The 18,640-nt window shown below is 41.7% G+C and carries 18 protein-coding genes, 1 tRNA gene and 1 riboswitch; of the genes, 8 read left to right on the top strand and 11 right to left on the bottom strand.

Features of this window, described 5'->3' with window-relative positions:
• Positions 1-215: 215 nt before the first annotated feature.
• From nfsB to H3V01_RS10370, 3 genes are all read right to left on the bottom strand, one after another.
• A complete protein-coding gene (gene nfsB / locus H3V01_RS10360) occupies positions 216-860 on the bottom strand; it encodes an oxygen-insensitive NAD(P)H nitroreductase (RefSeq protein ID WP_198186739.1) in 645 nt (214 codons plus the stop codon).
• A gap of 319 nt (positions 861-1,179) precedes the next feature.
• On the bottom strand, positions 1,180-2,106 hold the full coding sequence (locus tag H3V01_RS10365; protein WP_198186740.1) for a nuclease-related domain-containing protein: 927 nt from the start codon (positions 2,104-2,106) through the stop codon (positions 1,180-1,182).
• 279 nt (positions 2,107-2,385) lie between these two features.
• Positions 2,386-2,470: transfer RNA gene (locus tag H3V01_RS10370), tRNA-Leu, on the bottom strand.
• A gap of 201 nt (positions 2,471-2,671) precedes the next feature.
• Between H3V01_RS10370 and H3V01_RS10375 the strand changes: the two genes are divergently transcribed.
• The 5 genes from H3V01_RS10375 to H3V01_RS10395 all read left to right on the top strand — a co-directional run bounded on the left by H3V01_RS10375 (position 2,672) and on the right by H3V01_RS10395 (position 7,706).
• Positions 2,672-3,322 (top strand): SCO family protein, encoded by a 651-nt coding sequence (locus tag H3V01_RS10375; RefSeq protein ID WP_078474550.1) that lies wholly within the window; start codon positions 2,672-2,674, stop codon positions 3,320-3,322.
• Positions 3,323-3,431: 109 nt separating this feature from the next.
• Positions 3,432-4,085 carry an ATP phosphoribosyltransferase gene (gene hisG, locus H3V01_RS10380; RefSeq protein ID WP_025329689.1) on the top strand — a complete coding sequence of 218 codons (654 nt, stop codon included), beginning with the start codon at positions 3,432-3,434 and terminating at the stop codon, positions 4,083-4,085.
• Positions 4,086-4,110: 25 nt separating this feature from the next.
• Positions 4,111-5,598, top strand: a complete 1,488-nt coding sequence (locus H3V01_RS11290) for an NYN domain-containing protein (RefSeq protein WP_025329688.1) — start codon at positions 4,111-4,113, stop codon at positions 5,596-5,598.
• Positions 5,599-5,646: 48 nt separating this feature from the next.
• Entirely contained in the window at positions 5,647-6,936 is a 1,290-nt protein-coding gene (gene hisD / locus H3V01_RS10390; protein ID WP_198186741.1) for a histidinol dehydrogenase, read from the top strand.
• A 383-nt stretch (positions 6,937-7,319) separates the two neighbouring features.
• Positions 7,320-7,706 carry a VOC family protein gene (locus H3V01_RS10395; protein ID WP_198186742.1) on the top strand — a complete coding sequence of 129 codons (387 nt, stop codon included), beginning with the start codon at positions 7,320-7,322 and terminating at the stop codon, positions 7,704-7,706.
• A 657-nt stretch (positions 7,707-8,363) separates the two neighbouring features.
• Here H3V01_RS10395 and purB read toward each other — a convergent pair.
• The 5 genes from purB to queF form a co-directional block, all read right to left on the bottom strand.
• Positions 8,364-9,734 (bottom strand): adenylosuccinate lyase, encoded by a 1,371-nt coding sequence (purB, locus tag H3V01_RS10400; protein WP_198186743.1) that lies wholly within the window; start codon positions 9,732-9,734, stop codon positions 8,364-8,366.
• Positions 9,735-9,793: 59 nt separating this feature from the next.
• Positions 9,794-10,615, bottom strand: coding sequence for a glycosyltransferase family 2 protein (locus H3V01_RS10405; RefSeq protein ID WP_198186744.1), 822 nt, complete (start codon positions 10,613-10,615; stop codon positions 9,794-9,796).
• Between the two features lie 59 nt (positions 10,616-10,674).
• Positions 10,675-11,779 (bottom strand): peptide chain release factor 2 gene (prfB, locus tag H3V01_RS10410; RefSeq protein WP_096766013.1). Its coding sequence is split into 2 segments (ribosomal slippage): positions 10,675-11,697 and positions 11,699-11,779, totalling 1,104 coding nucleotides; the frame shifts between segments, so codons are not numbered across the junction.
• Between the two features lie 130 nt (positions 11,780-11,909).
• Positions 11,910-12,569 (bottom strand): 7-cyano-7-deazaguanine/7-aminomethyl-7-deazaguanine transporter, encoded by a 660-nt coding sequence (locus H3V01_RS10415; protein ID WP_025329683.1) that lies wholly within the window; start codon positions 12,567-12,569, stop codon positions 11,910-11,912.
• A gap of 100 nt (positions 12,570-12,669) precedes the next feature.
• Positions 12,670-13,140, bottom strand: a complete 471-nt coding sequence (gene queF, locus H3V01_RS10420; RefSeq protein ID WP_198186745.1) for a preQ(1) synthase — start codon at positions 13,138-13,140, stop codon at positions 12,670-12,672.
• A 6-nt stretch (positions 13,141-13,146) separates the two neighbouring features.
• A riboswitch (PreQ1 riboswitch) is annotated at positions 13,147-13,191 on the bottom strand.
• Positions 13,192-13,461: 270 nt separating this feature from the next.
• Here queF and aroG point away from each other — a divergent pair.
• The gene (gene aroG, locus H3V01_RS10425; protein ID WP_198186746.1) at positions 13,462-14,517 is read left to right on the top strand and encodes a 3-deoxy-7-phosphoheptulonate synthase AroG; all 1,056 of its coding nucleotides are present in this window, start codon (positions 13,462-13,464) and stop codon (positions 14,515-14,517) included.
• Between the two features lie 62 nt (positions 14,518-14,579).
• On the opposite strand, the gene ftsX is transcribed toward aroG, so the two are convergent.
• Both ftsX and ftsE read right to left on the bottom strand, forming a co-directional pair.
• Positions 14,580-15,497 carry a permease-like cell division protein FtsX gene (gene ftsX, locus H3V01_RS10430; protein WP_179300412.1) on the bottom strand — a complete coding sequence of 306 codons (918 nt, stop codon included), beginning with the start codon at positions 15,495-15,497 and terminating at the stop codon, positions 14,580-14,582.
• Positions 15,488-16,141 carry a cell division ATP-binding protein FtsE gene (gene ftsE / locus H3V01_RS10435; protein ID WP_025329679.1) on the bottom strand — a complete coding sequence of 218 codons (654 nt, stop codon included), beginning with the start codon at positions 16,139-16,141 and terminating at the stop codon, positions 15,488-15,490. The genes ftsX and ftsE overlap by 10 nt, the downstream gene beginning before the upstream one ends.
• A gap of 143 nt (positions 16,142-16,284) precedes the next feature.
• Between ftsE and grxC the strand changes: the two genes are divergently transcribed.
• Together grxC and secB are read left to right on the top strand one after the other, a co-directional pair.
• Positions 16,285-16,542, top strand: coding sequence for a glutaredoxin 3 (gene grxC, locus H3V01_RS10440; protein WP_025329678.1), 258 nt, complete (start codon positions 16,285-16,287; stop codon positions 16,540-16,542).
• A gap of 86 nt (positions 16,543-16,628) precedes the next feature.
• On the top strand, positions 16,629-17,093 hold the full coding sequence (secB, locus tag H3V01_RS10445; RefSeq protein ID WP_025329677.1) for a protein-export chaperone SecB: 465 nt from the start codon (positions 16,629-16,631) through the stop codon (positions 17,091-17,093).
• A 95-nt stretch (positions 17,094-17,188) separates the two neighbouring features.
• Here the strand turns inward: secB and H3V01_RS10450 are convergent, their stop codons facing one another.
• Positions 17,189-18,481, bottom strand: a complete 1,293-nt coding sequence (locus H3V01_RS10450) for an MFS transporter (protein ID WP_025329676.1) — start codon at positions 18,479-18,481, stop codon at positions 17,189-17,191.
• Positions 18,482-18,640: the final 159 nt, after the last annotated feature.

The following is an 18,640-nucleotide window of genomic DNA, read 5'->3' on the forward strand; positions in this document are numbered from 1 at the left end:
AGGAATTTAGCTGTCTCGTTATTTCTGAATAGATCCCATTTTAAACTAAATCAAATCAATTATAAGGTTAGCTAAGTCTTATATTCGAAGGTGCTACCGACAAATATATAATTCAGCACATAAGTACAATTTTCTTAGAAGGCAAAACAATAAAATACGGATATCAGTATATTTATTGTTTTGCCCGATAATCGGTAATAGTCTGGAACTAATAATTACAAGCGAGTAAATATCTGCTCTTCAGGCAGGCGTGATTTTGGCCGGGTAGCATTACTGTCATTAGCGGCACGATAGCCAAGACTGACTACCAGTACGCTTTTCAACCCCTGCTGTTGCAGACCAAGAATTTCATCCATTTTCTGATCATCAAAGCCTTCAATTGCTGTTGAATCGATACCAATAGCAGCTGCTGCAAATAATAACTGCCCCAATACAATATATAACTGTCTGCTTTCCCACTCAAGCTGGCTATGTGGTGTCGCGCTATTTTTATTAACATAAAAATGGCGACCTTTATCCATCATTTCCTTGATTTCACCTTCTTCGAAACGACCATCCTTTTCTTCCTGAGCCAGTACATTCTGTAAATGCTGCTCATCCAGGGGGGTTTTAGCACAGAATATTAAGGTATGTGATGAATCAGATACCCGCGGATGATTCATTTCTACAATTGCCGGCATGATTTTGGCACGAGCATCGTCATTATCCACTACAAAAAAATGCCAAGGCTGTGAATTTACTGATGAAGGGCTGTTTCTGATAACTTCAAATAGTTGCGCCAATTGCTCTGCCGGAATTTTTTTTGTTTTATCATAATGTTTGGTCGTATAACGCTGTTTGGATATATCAGTAATATTCATTGTCTGGATTCCAGTTGTTTCTCAATAATTATTAAATAATTCAATTGATTATTTTAATTCAAAAATAATAATCATATTGATTAAATAGGTAAGGATACTCATAAAATATATATAACCACTATATATAATATACTGGCTATATAAATCAATTAGCTTACATTAATATATATTTGAATATGGTACTTCTGAAAAATTTTACCAATAGTATTTTATGTAAAAAATTGTTCAGTAAAATAATAATGTTCATGGTATACATTACTTTTAAACCAGTATATTTAGTGTATCTAACTTCTCAATAACATACTGAAATCATCACTATTCATTGTTGTTTAATTTTTTGCTGACACTGATAACAATATATTTTACCGCCAAATATATTTTTATGATTCCGGCAATAATCAACTACGCCTGATGAAATATTTTTATGACACATGGAGCAAAAATAATAAGTTGCTGAACTCAAATTTTCATTTTGTGGATGAGCTATATGAGCTGATTTAGTTATCAATTGATCAGATGACTTATTCAAACCAAAATAACTTGGCCAGTCATATCGTGCTGGTTGATGCAACTGCACCAGCTGACGGGCAAATTTTTGTATACTGGCAATTGGTGCTGTACGGATAAAACTTAAGATACCCGCGGGTTTGCTTAACTGCTGTACTTTTGTTTGCAATTGCTCATTTTTTATTACGCTGTCCAATCCAGAAACTGGATTTCGGGGGCGCCGGATACAGGCATCATTAGAAACGAGTATCAGGCTATATAATGACGGACGCAATTTTCTGCCAAAACGGCTGGGCAGCTGAATTTTATCTGAAAGTAATAAATTATTCAGCAGACTGATATGACGTCGGTTTTGTTCAAGAGGAGAAGACATTCCCTGTTCATTACCTTCATATATACGTGAAAACTCACCCTGCTCATTAATAATCAGGCTGCCAGTTATTCTTTTACTTTCACATACAAATATTTGCATATGACGATTAATCAGTAAATGGTCAATTTGTGCCACTTTTCCCTGATACTTTAATCTTAAATCATTAATAATTACCCATTCGGAATGATTGCTAAAATGAAACTGCAGCTGATAAGCAGATTCTGCTTCACCTTTGATTCCCGAACGGATTAACCGCAGATGATGTTCAATATGCTGACGTGTCTGCTGCGTTAGATCAGACCGTTGCAATAGCTGATGGAGTATTTCTATGTCTTTTACTTTACTGTCAGCCTGCTTAAAAATCATTTTTAGAATTCAATTGCAATAATTAGTGATAGATGTCTGTCCGGGTCTGATATGGGGTTTTCTATGATTGTCCGGTAAATGATAAAACCACCGGAAACCAAAAGAGTCGTATTATATTTAATAATACGACTCACTAGCTATAATGATTATGCCAAATAAGCTATTATGTTTTTCTCATGATTTAGCTATCAAGTTTGATAAATTTCTGCATATCATTAGTCTGACAGGCTGTTAACTGCGAAAATAAAAAAACCGCTGTTATCAGCGGTTTTCAGAATCTGGTGCCCAGGGACGGACTCGAACCGTCACACCTTGCGGCGGGGGATTTTGAGTCCCCTGCGTCTACCAATTTCGCCACCTGGGCTAGCGAAGAAGACGCATTATAACGGATTTTCCATGGCTGTAAAGAATTTTTTTATGGTAAAAAATTTTTTTAACTGATTCTGAATAAAATATTGATTTTATTTTTGGATTTTTTTATATTTTACTTATTAATTTTAAAATTAAAAAATTTCTGAATTTTAAATATTTATTTAAAGTTCATTTTTGTATTATTATTAACTTTATGCTTAACATACAAAATTTTCTGGCTGTATTAACATCCGCGATTTTATTGGGTGCCTGCCAGCCTCAGTCGGCAGTTAACAATGCTCAGCCAGCAAGTGCTGATTCAGCCAAACCACTGCATCAGTATAATTTTGAAGGCAGTGATGTACGCGATGCCGGCTTGGGTGGTAAAGATTTTTCCTTGCTTGGTTCTGACGGTAAAACAGTACATCTGCGTGATTTTCAGGGTAAAATAGTAGTATTAGTGTTCGGTTATACCCATTGTCCGGATGTTTGCCCGACTAATCTGCTTGCTTACGCAGATGCAATAAATCAGCTAGGTGAGCAGGGAAAACAGGTACAGGTATTGTTTATTACGGTTGATCCGCTGCGTGATACACCACAGGTTATGGAAGCTTATGCTCCAGCATTTAATCCTGACTTTATTGGTTTAACTGTAAATAAACAACATCAGCAAGAGCTTAATAACGTTATTAATCAGTATAAAATTGCTGTACATAAAGTAGCAGGCAGTAGTTCCGGTGAATATTTAATGGATCACAGCACAGGAACATATTTAATTGATAAACAAGGCCGTACCGTAGTTTATGAACCACACAGCCAGACAGCGGCACAATTGGCTCATGACATAAAACAATTACTGGATTAAAATTATTTAATTATTATTTTTATAATTTCTGCAAACTTATTTTTCTGCAAAAATAATTTATCGCTTAATAAGTTTGCTTTTATGTATATTATTCAACACTGACAAAAAAATGACTGTACAATTAACCATAGCGTTATCTAAAGGTCGAATTTATGAAGAAACCTTGCCATTACTCGCTGCGGCAGGAATTAATGCTATTGAAGACCCGGAAGAGTCACGTAAACTGATTATTAATACTAACCATGACAATATCCGTTTAATCATTGTTCGGGCAACAGATGTGCCTACATATGTGCAATACGGAGCAGCTGATTTTGGAATCGCTGGAAAAGATGTTTTAATTGAACATGATGGTGACGGGTTATATCAACCTTTGGATTTGAATATTGCCCGTTGCAGAATGATGGTAGCCGTACGCAAAGGGTTTGACTACGCAGCAGCTTCACAACCCGGCTGCCGCTTACGCGTAGCCAGTAAATACCCTAATATTGCTGCTGAACATTTTGCCGGCAAAGGCGTACACATTGATTTAATTAAATTATATGGTTCAATGGAGCTGGCACCTCTGGTAGGGTTGGCTGATGCAATTGTTGATTTGGTTTCGACGGGTAATACGTTAAAGGCAAATAACCTGGAGGCTGTAGAGCATGTTGTAGATATTTCCAGCCGGCTGGTCGTAAATAAGGCGGCCTTAAAGCTGAAATATGCAGCTATACAACCAATTATTAATGTATTTACTAGTGCACGAAATCACGAAATTTAAATTTTTATTAACAGGAATTCTATAAATGACTACGGAAAATTCGGCCAAACTGGCAGTACTTATTGATGCTGATAATGCTTCAGCCAGTATTGTTGAATCTTTACTGGAAGAGATTGCCAAATACGGTATTGCCAGCGTTAAACGCATTTATGGCGACTGGAGCAGCGGCCTGTCCAAATGGAAAGATGCACTGTTACCACACGCTATTACCCCTGTACAGCAATTTGCCTATACTAAGGGAAAAAATGCCACTGATATGGCTATGGTAATTGATGCCATGGATTTATTATACAGTAATACTTTTGACGGCTTCTGTATTGTATCCAGTGACAGTGATTTTACCCGTCTGGCTTCCCGTATTCGTGAAAATGGTCTGACTGTTTATGGTTTCGGGCAGAAAAAAACGCCCGAATCTTTCCGTAAAGCATGTGATAAATTTATTTATACTGAGAATTTACTTAGCCATACCACAGTAGATATGGGTGAAGATAAAGTCCAGACACCGATTTTCCGCAATAAACGCAAAACTCCGGCTGAGCTGAAACAGGATACTGCACTGATGAATCTGTTCCGCAATGCAGTGAAGGAGCATGCAGATGATGATGGCTGGACATCACTGGGCGTTATCGGTCAGTATATCAACAAGGTTAATTCCGATTTCGATGCACGTAATTATGGTTATACCAAACTCTCTTATCTGATTAGTGCCATCGATATTTTTGAAACTCAGATGCACGGCAATCATTTATGGCTGCGTCTGAAAAAACGCAATAGTAGCCTTGCACCTAAAACAGAAAGCAAACCTTACACATCGGTTAGTGAGCCGACAGCTTTCCAGCAGAATAATGATGCGCCACTGGTTATTACCATTCCGGCAGTCAGCACAGCCATGCCGGCAGAAAAAGTAAGTGTAACCATTGAACCGGAAGAAAAAAGCAAAGCTAAAGAACCGGTGCTGGTACAGATTGAAACCAGAGCTCCGGAATTCACCAGTTATGAAAAGGGCCGGGATGATCAGACTAAACGCGGCCGTGGCCGTCCTCGCAAGACCGTATTCGAAACGACGGTAACTCCTGCGGAAAGTAGCCGTGGTCGTGGTCGTCCGGCAAAATCCGGTTTCAATAACCGCTCATCCAAATCTGGTCGTTCTTCCGGTGAAACATCCAGCCAGCACCACTGGAACCGTCTGGTGCCGATGGTACAAAAGGCCATTGAAAGAACCTGTGATATCGAAGGCTGGGCGACAGTAAGCTCAGTTGCTCGCGAGCTGGTAACCAGCGATGGCGGCTTTAATGCTAAAGACTATGGTTTTGACAATGCCAATAATGCTATTTCAGCAATTAGCAGTGAGTGGGTAGACAGCCGTAAGGCCGGCCGTGGCTTACGGGTACGGGTAGTAAAACCTTATGATATTGAAGTAGATGGTAATACTATTCCGGCTCATGAACTGGCCGCTAAATCAAAAACACCGGTTATCGATGAAGATGATGATAATTTCGGCAATAATTTTTAATTAATGATATCAGGATCGGGCAGCTCAGGCTGCCCGTTATACATAGGCATGAAATATATTTCTACGCTGGATGCTGATTTTAAAGCCCAGCTAACTGCATTACAGGCATTCGAAACTGCACAGGATCCGCAAGTGGATGCAGCTGTGGCCGCTATTTGTACAGATGTGCAACAACGCGGTGATGCAGCTGTAATTGAATATACTAATCGTTTTGATCACACACAGGCTCAGTCTATGGCTGATCTGACATTAAGTCAGACAGATCTGGCCGCAGCATTTGCCCGTCTGCCGGCAGATGTGCAGACAGCTTTACAAACTGCTGCTAAACGGATTGAAAGCTATCACCAACACCAGAAACAGCAATCATGGCAATATGAAGATGAAAATGGTACTTTACTGGGGCAGCAAATTACTGCTCTGGACAGAGTAGGCATTTATGTACCTGGCGGTAAAGCGGCTTATCCAAGCTCAGTGATGATGAATGCTATGCCGGCACATGTAGCCGGTGTCGCTGAAATTGTGATGGTTGTGCCGATGCCATATGGAGAGAGAAATGATATTGTTCTGGCGGCAGCTTATGTAGCCGGAGTAACTCAAGTCTTTACTATAGGTGGCGCTCAGGCCATAGCAGCTTTAGCTTATGGAACACAAAGTATTGCTCAGGTTGATAAAATTACCGGACCCGGCAATGCTTATGTTGCTGCAGCCAAAAGGCGGGTATTTGGTGTTGTTGGTATTGATATGGTTGCCGGTCCTAGTGAGATTCTAGTGATTGCTGATGGTACTACTCCGGCCAAATGGGTGGCTATGGATCTATTCAGTCAGGCAGAGCATGATGAAATTGCACAGGCTATACTGATTACAACCAATGCAGATTATGCTCAGGAAGTAGAAGCTCAGATGGAGGAGTTACTGGCACAGATGCCACGCAAGGATATCATTGAAGCTTCACTGACTAATCGCGGAGCCATTATTCAGGCTCAGAATCTGGATGAAGCATGTCATATTGCCAATTATCTGGCACCTGAGCATCTGGAGCTTTCTGTAGCTGACCCGCAAAAATGGGCACCGAAAATCCGGCATGCCGGTGCTATTTTTATGGGGCAATATACCAGTGAGAGTCTGGGAGATTATTGTGCCGGCCCTAATCACGTATTACCAACCAGCCGTACTGCTCGGTTTGCTTCCCCGCTGGGTGTATACGATTTTCAAAAGCGCAGCAGTCTGATTCAGGTTTCTGCTGAGGGTGCCCGACAGTTAGGACAAATTGCCAGCATTCTGGCACATGGTGAAGGCCTGACTGCACACGCAAGGTCTGCTGAACTGCGTATGGAATAAAGATTTTATTCACACGTGCCAATGCTTCAATAGCATTGGCATTTTTATTTATGTTATGTGACTAACTATTTCATGCAGATTTTAATCCATTTCTGGAATCTGTGTTTAATCTGAATCCAGACAATTGAAAATACAAACTCTAATAATACGATAATAATTTAAATCAAATATCATAAAAATAAACAATTTTCTAATAAAAAACCTAAGAGTATTTTATATATTTACATGCAGAATGTTTTCAGACCACAAAACCACAATACTAAACGTCAATTTAAACAATTATTTGTAAGCGTTATTTTTCTCTATTGACTCACTCAATGGGGCCGGGTTTATACTGAGTTGTGAATACACTACTATTCTAATTTTATAGTAAGGAGTTAATAATGCAGATTAAAAGACTGGATCATCTGGTATTAACTGTTAAAGATATTCAAGCCTCCTGCGCTTTTTATGCTGATATACTTGGTATGCAGGTAAGTACATTTGCAGATAATCGTACTGCTTTGCATTTTGGTCAGATGAAGATTAATTTACATCAGCAAGGACATGAGTTTGAACCTAAAGCAAAACACCCTACTCCCGGTTCTGCTGATTTGTGCTTTATTGTAGAACAGACTCTGGATGAAGTAATAGCTGTTTTACATCAGCATAATATTCCATTAGAACTAGAGCCAACTTCTCGTACTGGAGCTTGTGGAAAAATAACTTCGATTTATATTCGTGATCCGGATAATAATCTTATTGAATTATCGAATTATCCAAATCAATAAATTTACCCGGATAATTTAATGCGAATAAAAAATATACAAACCAAATAATGAAATACTTATTGAGTGTCAGGATAAAATAAATGGCAATAAGATATAAAATAAATTAGTTATTTTAATTTATTTTGCCAGTAGATTGTTCATTTTGAATAGAGTTTATTAAATTGCAATTAATTGCTAAATGAAATGCAATAGTAATAAACTAATGTCTATAGTATGAAGGTTTGATTAAATTTAAATTCCTCTTCTTTGAATATCATTAATCAAATGTTTGCTAAGGAATTATTTTTACAACAACAGAGTTGTCCGAATAATATTTATCAGTACATTTTAAGACATAACTAATAATGTGACTGACAGCTTGAGCTTAACTTGTTTAAGTTACATTTTTAATAATAGTAATAGCTAACAAATTATTTTTATTATTTTAAATCAAATATATTTTTGAATTTTATTATAGTATTGACTAATTATAATTCTATTCGTTAAAAGTTATTTGCATTAATCTAACTGATCGGGCTAAGCTGTCTGTGATTATATTTTTTGAGCTATGCCATAATATATCTTGCATTTTTACAATAATATTTAAAAGTCAGTTTATTGAATTACTTTAAGATAAGGGGAAAGAATTTCACTGCTTTCCCCTGTTAATCATTATATTCAGATTCGTTCTGCCAGCTCCTGAGCCTTGCCTACATATAATGCAGGAGTAAGCGCCAGTAACTGTGCTTTTGCCGTGTCTGGAATAGCCAGCTGATTTATAAATGTCTGCAAACTTTCAGGGGTAATTCCATGCTTACCACGGGTAAGTTCTTTAAGCTGCTCATACGGGTTGGCTATCCCATAGCGGCGCATTACTGTCTGAATCGGCTCAGCCAGCAGCTCCCATGTTGCATCCAGATCTGCGGCAAATGCAGCAGAATTGATTTCCAGCTTATTCAGACCACGCAAATGCGCTGTCAGTCCCAATATAGTGTAACCGAAGCCCGTCCCCATATTACGCAATACAGTACTATCAGTTAAATCGCGCTGCCAGCGGGATACCGGCAGTTTTTCAGCAAGGAATCCCAGCACAGCATTGGCCATACCCAGATTACCTTCTGAATTTTCAAAATCAATCGGATTGACTTTGTGTGGCATGGTAGAAGAACCAACTTCTCCGGCTTTAACTTTCTGCCGGAAATAGCCAATAGAGATATAACCCCAGATATCACGGTTAAAATCGATCAGAATGGTGTTTATACGGCTAATCGTCTGGAAAAATTCCGCCATATAATCATGTGGTTCAATCTGAATAGTATAGGGGTTAAAGGTCAGCCCCAGATTATATTCGACAAAACGGCGGCAATGTCCTTCCCAGTCTATATCGGGATAGGCAACCAGATGCGCGTTGTAATTACCTACAGCACCATTGATTTTACCCAGAATCTGCTGTTGCCGAACTGATTCCATTTGTCTTTGCAGACGAGCCACGACATTGGCGATTTCTTTACCCAGTGTACTGGGAGTAGCCGGCTGCCCATGGGTACGGCACATCATAGGCAAAGCAGCATGAGTATGCGCCAGATTGCGCAATACAGTTATTAGTTCATTAAGCTTAGGCAGCAGTACTTCATCACGTGCCTGTTTCAGCATCAGAGCATGTGAAAGATTATTGATATCCTCACTGGTACAGGAAAAATGAATGAATTCACTGACTGCCATAACTTCAGGCACATTGGCAAAACGCTGTTTCAGCCAGTATTCAATAGCTTTCACATCATGATTGGTTGTGGCTTCTATAGCTTTAACTGCTTCGGCATCTGCTATTGAAAATTCAGCAATAACACGATCAATTTCTGCAATGGTGGCCGGACTGAATGGCGGAACTTCACTGATTCCTGCTTCGGCTGCCAATGCTTTCAGCCAGCCAAGCTCAACCTGTACGCGAGCATGCATCAGACCATATTCAGAAAAAATCGGGCGCAAATCAGCCACAGACGATGCATAGCGCCCATCCAGCGGAGACAGCGCATATAACGGATTTATCATGTTTCTTCTACTTCCAGAGTTATCAAAAGACAATTTTCAGTTAATCCGATGCGACAGCATTAACCGGTTAAATCAGTAAAAAGCTGTAATGCCTGCTTTCCCGGTTTCGGATGATTCAGTATCTGACGCAAATCGAGTAAGCGATGCACAATAGTCTGAGTAACGGTATTGGCCTGCTGCATCGCATGCTCATCACAATCAGGACGAGCTTGCCCTGACAGCATCGAATCAAACAGTTTACGTACATACATACTGTCATGACCATAAAAATTGACACCGATGTCGGTCATGCCGGCTTTATCAAAAAGAGTAGCAACCATGCAGCTTTCTATTGTAGCCAGACCAAGAGCACCATCTTCCCCGCCCAGCTGCCGAAACAGTGAGTCAGCCGGAAAACCACCACAGGCGAGAAAATAGGCACGGTTAAAAACGGTATTGGTGGCAGTAATCATTTCAAACGTACGCCAGATCAGATCAAACTGTTCATGCTCGCGGTATTCCTCCGGAATATTGTATCCGGTTACCGGCAGGCGCAATAAACCACTCTGCGGGCGAAAGTGAAATACGGCACATGCTGCCTGTAAGGCATGAGGCTGATAGGCATCATCGGCATCCAGAAAAGCAATATGGCTGCAGGCAGACAATAATGCCCCCCAGTTACGCGCCAGCGCAGGTCCGCGATTAGATACCAGATATTCTGCACGAATTTTTTGCGGATAACGCTGCTGCCACTGCTGAATCAGGATGGCGGTATTATCGGTAGAGGCATCATCAATCAGCCACAGACAACCCAGCTCCGGCTGTGCCAGTACACTCTCTACAGCCCGCGCCAGTGTGTTTTCTGCGTTGTAGCAGGGAATAATGACATCAATACAATTCATGCTACATACCTTAAAAAATAAGGCTGCCTAAATGCATCAGACAGCCTCGTGACTGTTTCTTAAACGCCCTGTTTCAGACTGGCTTCAATAAAGCCATCAAGGTCACCATCCATAACTGCTTTGATATTGCCGACTTCATAGCCGGTACGTAAATCCTTAATGCGCGAAGAGTCGAATACATAAGAACGAATCTGATGTCCCCAGCCCACATCATCTTTACTGGCTTCCAGATTCTGCTTTTCTTCATTACGCCGGCGCATTTCCAGCTCGAACAATTTTGCCTTAAGCATATTCATTGCTTCTTCGCGGTTGCGGTGCTGAGAACGGTCATTCTGGCACTGCACCACAATACCAGTCGGTTCATGGGTAATACGTACAGCTGAATCAGTTTTATTAATGTGCTGACCACCAGCGCCAGAAGCACGATAGGTATCAATGCGCAAATCAGCCGGATTGATTTCAATTTCAAAGCTGTCATCGACTTCAGGATAGACAAATACCGATGCAAATGAAGTATGGCGTTTGTTATTTGAATCAAAAGGTGAATACCGTACCAGACGGTGAATACCGGTTTCAGTACGCAGCAATCCGTAGGCGTACTCTCCGTCCAGTTTAATGGTAGCACGATTCACACCGGCAATTTCGCCTTCATCTTCTTCAAGTATTTCTACTTTGAAGCCTTTGCGTTCGCCATAACGCACGTACATGCGCAACAGCATCCCAGCCCAGTCTTCCGCCTCTGTACCGCCGGCACCGGCAACAATATCTATGAAGCAGTTATTGACATCGGCAGGCTGATTAAACATACGTTTGAATTCTAGCTGTGCCAGTTCATCCTGTAAGGCGGTAATATCTGCCTGAACGGCTTCAAAGCCGTCTGTATCATTTTCCTCCACAGCCATCTGCAGCAGCATCCGGTTATCTTCGATACCGCTGTGCAGATGATCCAGTGTGAGTACGATGCCCTCCAGCACTTTGCGTTCTTTACCGACTTCCTGAGCTTTTTTCGGATCGTTCCACAACTCAGGATCTTCTGACAGACCAATTACTTCTTCGAGGCGGTCTTTTTTGCCAGCGTAGTCAAAGATACCTCCGTAAATCGTGACTACGGGATGCCATATCATCCAGAATATTATTTAATTGATTAATCTGCTCCGCTTCCATGATGTTCTCTTAGCCATGTATTTGAAAATAGGCGCGTATTATAACAGAAGCCGGTGTGTCAATCAGGCCGCTTTTAAGCGGCCTGATGATAAAGAATAAATTGTAATCAGATGTTGATTGATAATTCTTTTTACCCGTTTACGGTACGTGGTGCCAAAGCAGTTAGTTTGTATAATAAATAGCGCAGTACGATGCCATAAGTAGGCAGGAAAAACAGAGCGGCAACGCTGATTTTGAACGCATAATCGGTCAGGGAAATCTGTAACCAGTTCTCGGCCATAAATGCATCCGGCGAATGGTAAAACGCAACAGCAAAAAACAGCAATGTATCTACAGCACTGCCTAAAACAGCAGAAGCACTGGGAGCAGGCCACCAGCGCCGGCACTGCCGCAGCCGGTTAAATACCAGAATATCCATCAGTTGACCGACCACATAGGCTGTAAAACTGGCCAGGGCAATGCGGGCAACAAATAAATCAAAATGGCTTAATGCCGCCCAGCCCATCCAGTGCCCGTCCTGAAACAGGACAGAAATGGCATAAGAAAACAGTAATGATGGCAGCATTACCCAGAAAATGATTCGGCGCGCCAGACCTGAACCAAAAATTCTTACCGTTAAATCAGTGGTAAGAAAAATAAACGGAAAGGTAAAAGCACCCCAGGTATTGTGTAATCCAAATAAAGTAAAGGGAAACTGTACCAGATAATTACTGGCTACGATTACCAGCATGTGCCAGAACGTCAGCCAGCGCAATGCCTTATAGCGTTGCGCATCAGAAAATTCATACATATTTATTCCTATCAGTTGTATCGGTAACTGCGCCAGGCAGTAAAACTGCCCGGATGATGTAAACCGGCAGCCTGAGATACTTGTGTCATTTTAAGAAGACTTATTTCACCTGAAACTGAAGTAATCGCTGTGCAGCCATATCGCTATAACGTGTATCAAGCTCACCATAATTGGCATACGGATGGATGGCGATACCGCCACGCGGTGTAAATTCACCATATACCTCAATGTATTTGGGCTGCATCAGGGCAATCAGGTCTTTCATGATGATATTGACACAATCTTCATGAAAATCACCATGATTGCGGAAACTGAACAGATACAGTTTTAATGATTTGCTTTCTACCATACGCAAACGCGGTAAATAATTGATATAAATGGTAGCAAAGTCCGGCTGGCCGGTTTTCGGGCACAGACTGGTGAATTCAGGACAGATAAATTTAACGAAATAATCGTTATCAGGGTGTTGATTGTCGAAGGCTTCCAGCAGCTCCGGGGCATAATCACTACGATATTCCGTATGCTGATTACCCAGCAGGCTCACCGTGCCCAGATTATTTTGCGCACGCATATATTTGATTTCCTAGTTTTTTTATGTGGGAGGTTTACGAACCACAGGGTGGGCGATTGTACCTGAAATTTGTCTGAAATCAAAACTATATCAGTAAAATCCGCTCTATTACGTAAAGACAATATAATGGTTATTATTGGTATATTATTCCGATAATTTATAAAAAATCATCATAAAAAATAATTAAATGTTATTTAAATCCGAATTTAAGCAATAATATATCTTTACCAAAGTTTTGTCCTTGCTTTTTAAGCATATTCATTATAGCCTGATGGATAAATCACGAAAAATTTAAAATAATAGAGTCAGACAGGAATTACTATGAATCAGGTAGCATCCCGCCCAATTGATGATGTCAGAATTAAAGAAATTAAGGAACTGTTGCCACCCATTGCTCATTTATACGAATTGCCCATTACAGAACAGGCCTCTGAGGTAGTACACGATACACGCCATGCTATTGCTGATCTGGTACATGGCAGAGATAAACGTCTACTGGTGATTATCGGTCCGTGTTCTATCCATGATCCGGCAGCTGCAATTGAATATGCTCAGCGTCTGAATGTATTACGTGAAAAATATGCGCAAGAATTACTGATTGTTATGCGGGTTTACTTTGAAAAACCGCGTACTACGGTAGGCTGGAAAGGATTTATTAACGATCCGCATATTGATGGTTCCTATGATATTAACTATGGTTTGCGTCTGGCACGTAAACTGCTGCTGGAATTAAACAATATGGGGATGCCGGCAGCTACTGAATTTCTGGACATGATTACTCCGCAATATTTTGCCGACCTGATTTCATGGGGAGCAATCGGTGCCCGTACAACCGAAAGTCAGGTACACCGCGAGCTGGCCTCAGGTTTAAGCTGTCCTGTAGGTTTCAAAAATGGTACTGACGGCAATCTGAAAATTGCTATTGATGCCATTGGTGCTTCCAGCCATCCGCATCATTTTCTTTCAGTGACCAAGGCCGGCCATTCAGCCATTGTACGCACCAGCGGCAATCCTGACTGCCACATCATTCTGCGTGGCGGTAAAGAGCCTAATTACAGCCATGAATATGTACAGGCAGCGGTAAATGAACTGAACAAAAATCAGGTTACTCCTAATCTGATGATCGATTGTAGCCATGCCAACAGCCGCAAAGATTACCGCCGACAAATGGAGGTAGCACAGGATATTGCCGCACAGATTCAGGCAGGTGAACAGCACATTATGGGTGTAATGGTAGAAAGTAATCTGATGGCCGGACGACAGGATAACCCGGAAAATTACGGTCAGAGTATTACCGATGCCTGTATTGGCTGGGAAGAAACAGAAACTATGCTTGCCTTACTGGCACAGGCAGCGCAGGCACGTCAGCAAAAGTAAACAGTATCGACACTAATGAGTGGTTCCTTAAAATTATCCCCGCTATTTGCGGGGATAATTTTTTACCGTACTGATTTAAAGCTAAGCAAATGCTGACGCGTAGCCAGCCATGCGCCCAGCATACCCAATCCGCAGACTACCAGCATAATAGCCAGTATTTCCCATAGATTGAAAAAACGCCAGACAACATGCACGCCATACGGCTGCAAAATCGCACTAAGTAAAGGCTGGGTCTGATAGTTAAGCCAGTAACACAAACCAATGCTGATTGCCGCAGCCAGCAGGCTCTGCCAGATAGCCAGATACAGAAACGGCCGGCGGATAAATGATGCCGGAGCGCCCAGCAGTTTGGTAATTTCGATTTCTTCCCGATGGCTGAGAATTTGTAACCGGATAGTATTGTAAGCAACCAGAGCAAAAGCCAGACCCAGTGTAATGGCCAGAAACCACAACAACTGATGGATAAACTGATTAATCTGATACAGCGTCTGCATCCACTCAGCATCCATTTTTACGCTTTCAACCATAGGTAATTGCTCAAGCTGAGTCTGTAAGGCAGTCAGTTCTTCCGGCGAACCTGCCTGCGGTGTAACCGTGAATGCATCCGGCAGAGGGTTACTGTCAAGCATTGAAACCAAATCCTGATTACCCATGCTGCGCTGCAACTCTTCCAGCCCTTGCTGTTTACTCACAAATACTACTTTTTCAAGTTGTTTATTGGTCTTTAAGGCTTTTTCAACGGTATGATTATCATTGGCTGTGGCATTAATCTGCATATAAAGTGTCATGGTGGGCACTTCATTCATCTGCCCCAGTACCTGCTGACCGCTCTGTACACCCAGATACAGAGCCAGCGGTAAAGTCATGGCAATGGCCAGCATAAGTAAAATCAGCAGGGTTGCTACCGGCTGACGCAGTAATTGACGTAATGCCTTGCATGCTGCTTCTTTATGCAGAGAAATAAACTGGATCATGCGTATAACCTGCCTTCCTGTAAGCGGATAATACGGTGTCCGTAGTCTGCCATTAATGTTTCATCATGTGCTGCCACCATAATCGTAGTACCGGCCTCATGAAATGTTTTAAACAATTCCATAATATCCAGTGCATAGGCTCTGTCCAGATTGGCAGACGGTTCATCTGCAATCAGCAGGCTGGGCTGATGTACCACAGCACGCGCAATACACAACCGCTGCTGCTCGCCTCCGGACAAAGTAATCGGATCAGCCAGTTCACGTCCGCTCAGACCAACTTTTTCAATCGCTATCCGCGCCCGCCGCTCAGCCTGTTTACGCTCATAACCGGTGATACGCAGAGGTAACATCACATTTTGCAACACATTGCGGTCAAATAATAATTTATGATCCTGAAAAACGATACCGATATGCTGACGCAAATAACCGAGCTGGTTATCATTTAATCGCCCCAAATCCTGATTATTCAGCCATACCTTGCCCTTAGTAGGTTTAACGATACCGCTGATCAGTTTAAGAATCGTTGACTTACCCGCACCGGAATGGCCTGCAATAAAAATCATTTCACCTTTGCTGATAGAAAAACTCAGGTTTTTCAGGGCAGTAAAACCGCCGGGATACGTTTTTGAAACCTGCTCAAAACGAATCATCTCTACATGTCCGTTTGTTATATGAATATTGATCAATTATACCGCAGCATACTGCCAAAGAAAGCCTGCACCTGTTCAGTATCTCCAGTTCGCGGTATGCTACCCTTTTCTAACTATATCTGTATGCAACCAAGGAAACTGCAATGCAACCGATTACCATGTATACCACCGGGGTATGCCCTTATTGCCAGATGGCCAAAGCATTACTCAAACAAAAAGGTGTAACCGACATCAATGAGATCCGGATTGATACGGATGCGCAAATCCGAGAGCAGATGATGCAGCGTACCGGCCGCAGGACTGTTCCGCAGATTTATATCGGTGAAGTACATGTCGGCGGCTTTGATGATTTGAATGCTTTGAATCAAGCAGGTAAACTAGACGCTCTGCTCGCAGGTTAAGCACGTACTATCTTTTTTCACTTTTCATCCGGTACAACCAGATGAAATCCGCAATATTAATTTTATTCCCTTGTTGAAAGAAAAGCATGAGCAAAAAAGAAAAAACACCAGAACAAACCTCACAACAACCGGTATTCAGTATTGAAAAAATTTATCTGAAAGATTTATCACTGGAAGTACCGCATGCGCCACAGATTTTTTTGGAAAGCGGAGAACCTCAAATTGAAATGCGTGTTACTTCTGCTTCTGAAAAACTGGAAGATGAATTTTATAATGTAACAGTAACTGTTACTGTTACTGCAAAAATGACTGAAGAACGTGTATTGTTTCTGAATGAAGTGGCACAAAGCGGTATCTTCCGCATTGCCAACATCCCGGATGAGGATGTAGAACTGCTGCTGGCTGTAGCTGCTCCGAATATTCTATTCCCTTATGCACGTGAAACTGTATCTAATACCATTACACGTTCCGGCTTCCCACCGGTAATGCTGGCTCCGATCAATTTCGAAGCTATGTATCAGGCTGAACAGGCTAACGCCGGCAATGCCTGATATAGAATTATAGACAAAAAGCTGCTTTATCCCGATGCAATATATACTTGCGGATAAAGCAGCTTTTTTATATCTGTTACGATGCAGCTACAGCATCACCGGTAACGACTTTGAAATACTCCGGCAGCCAGTATACCTACTACACATAAAGGCAGAATATAATACATTGCGCCAATCGGACTAAAACGGCTTAACCACTGCACCAGAGGCAAGGTTAAACCGCCGACAATAGCGTAAGCCACATTGTAGGAAAAAGAAATCCCTGTAAACCGTATAGCCGGCGGAAACATTCGTATCATGGCAGCTGAAACAATACCGGCCACACCAGCAGCCAGTCCCAGCAACAGGTACAGAATAAAAATCAGGCTATCACTGTATTTGCCCAGTGCCGGATAAAATAACGCTGTCATTACACCTGTAAACACAATTCCGCCAATCAGTACCCGTCCAGTACCCAGCCGATCAGCCAGCAAACCATAAATCACACAGCCCAGCATTTGCATCACAATAGCCATACTCTGCATTTCAAATGCCTGCGTACTGGAAAATCCGAAACTGCCGGTTAATAACTGCGGCATAGCCAGCAAAATCACCACAATACAGCCAGTCAGAAACCAGGTAAGCAGCATGCCGATAGATACAGCAGTTTTATGTTTAGAAACCAGAACTTTAACTGGCATTTCCGTTACCAGCTCCTTGCGTTGCTGCATTGCTTTGAAAACCGGCGTTTCATGCAGATAGCTGCGTAAATACAGAGTCAGCAGCCCAAACAGCCCACCAATAATAAAAGGTATGCGCCATGCTCCGTTTAGAATAGCTTCACTACTGAAAAGTTTTGCCATACCCAGCGCAATCAGAGAGCCCAGTAATATTCCCAGCGACAACCCGCCTGTGAGAAAACCATTTGCCATACCAATACGTTTTTCAGGTACATGTTCAGACACAAAAGTCCAGGCTGCCGGAATTTCTCCGCCAATAGCCACACCCTGAATCATGCGTAATACTAATAGCAGTATAGGAGCTGCATAGCCGATAGTAGCAAAAGTAGGCATCAGCCCCAGACATAACGTAGGTAAAGCCATCATCATAATAGACAATGCAAACAAACGTTTGCGCCCGAATAAATCACCAAAATGCGCCATCACAATACCGCCCAGCGGACGAAACAGATAACCGGCAGCAAAAATGCCGTAAGTATTCAGCAGCGCCCAGAATGGATTTAAACCTGCCGGAAAAAACAGTTCAGACAGCACTTTGGCATAAAAAACATAGATGACAAAATCATAAAATTCCAGCGCCCCACCAAAGGATGACAGCATCAGCGTACGCACATCTTCCCGTGTTAACAGCTTTTGTTCAGCTGCAACATCTGCATTCCGGCTCTTCATGTAACTTTCTCAATTAAACAGATAAAAAAATTAAAAGCGGTTTATAACAGCCTAAGCCAACTTTTTCAAATTCACAGCCCTCACTACTTACATTTCATCTGATTATCAGGCTGCTATCTTGCTTTTGGTTATAAAGAAACAAAAAAACAGTATTTCCGT

Source organism: Snodgrassella sp. M0351 (assembly GCF_016100575.1).
GTDB lineage: Bacteria > Pseudomonadota > Gammaproteobacteria > Burkholderiales > Neisseriaceae > Snodgrassella > Snodgrassella alvi.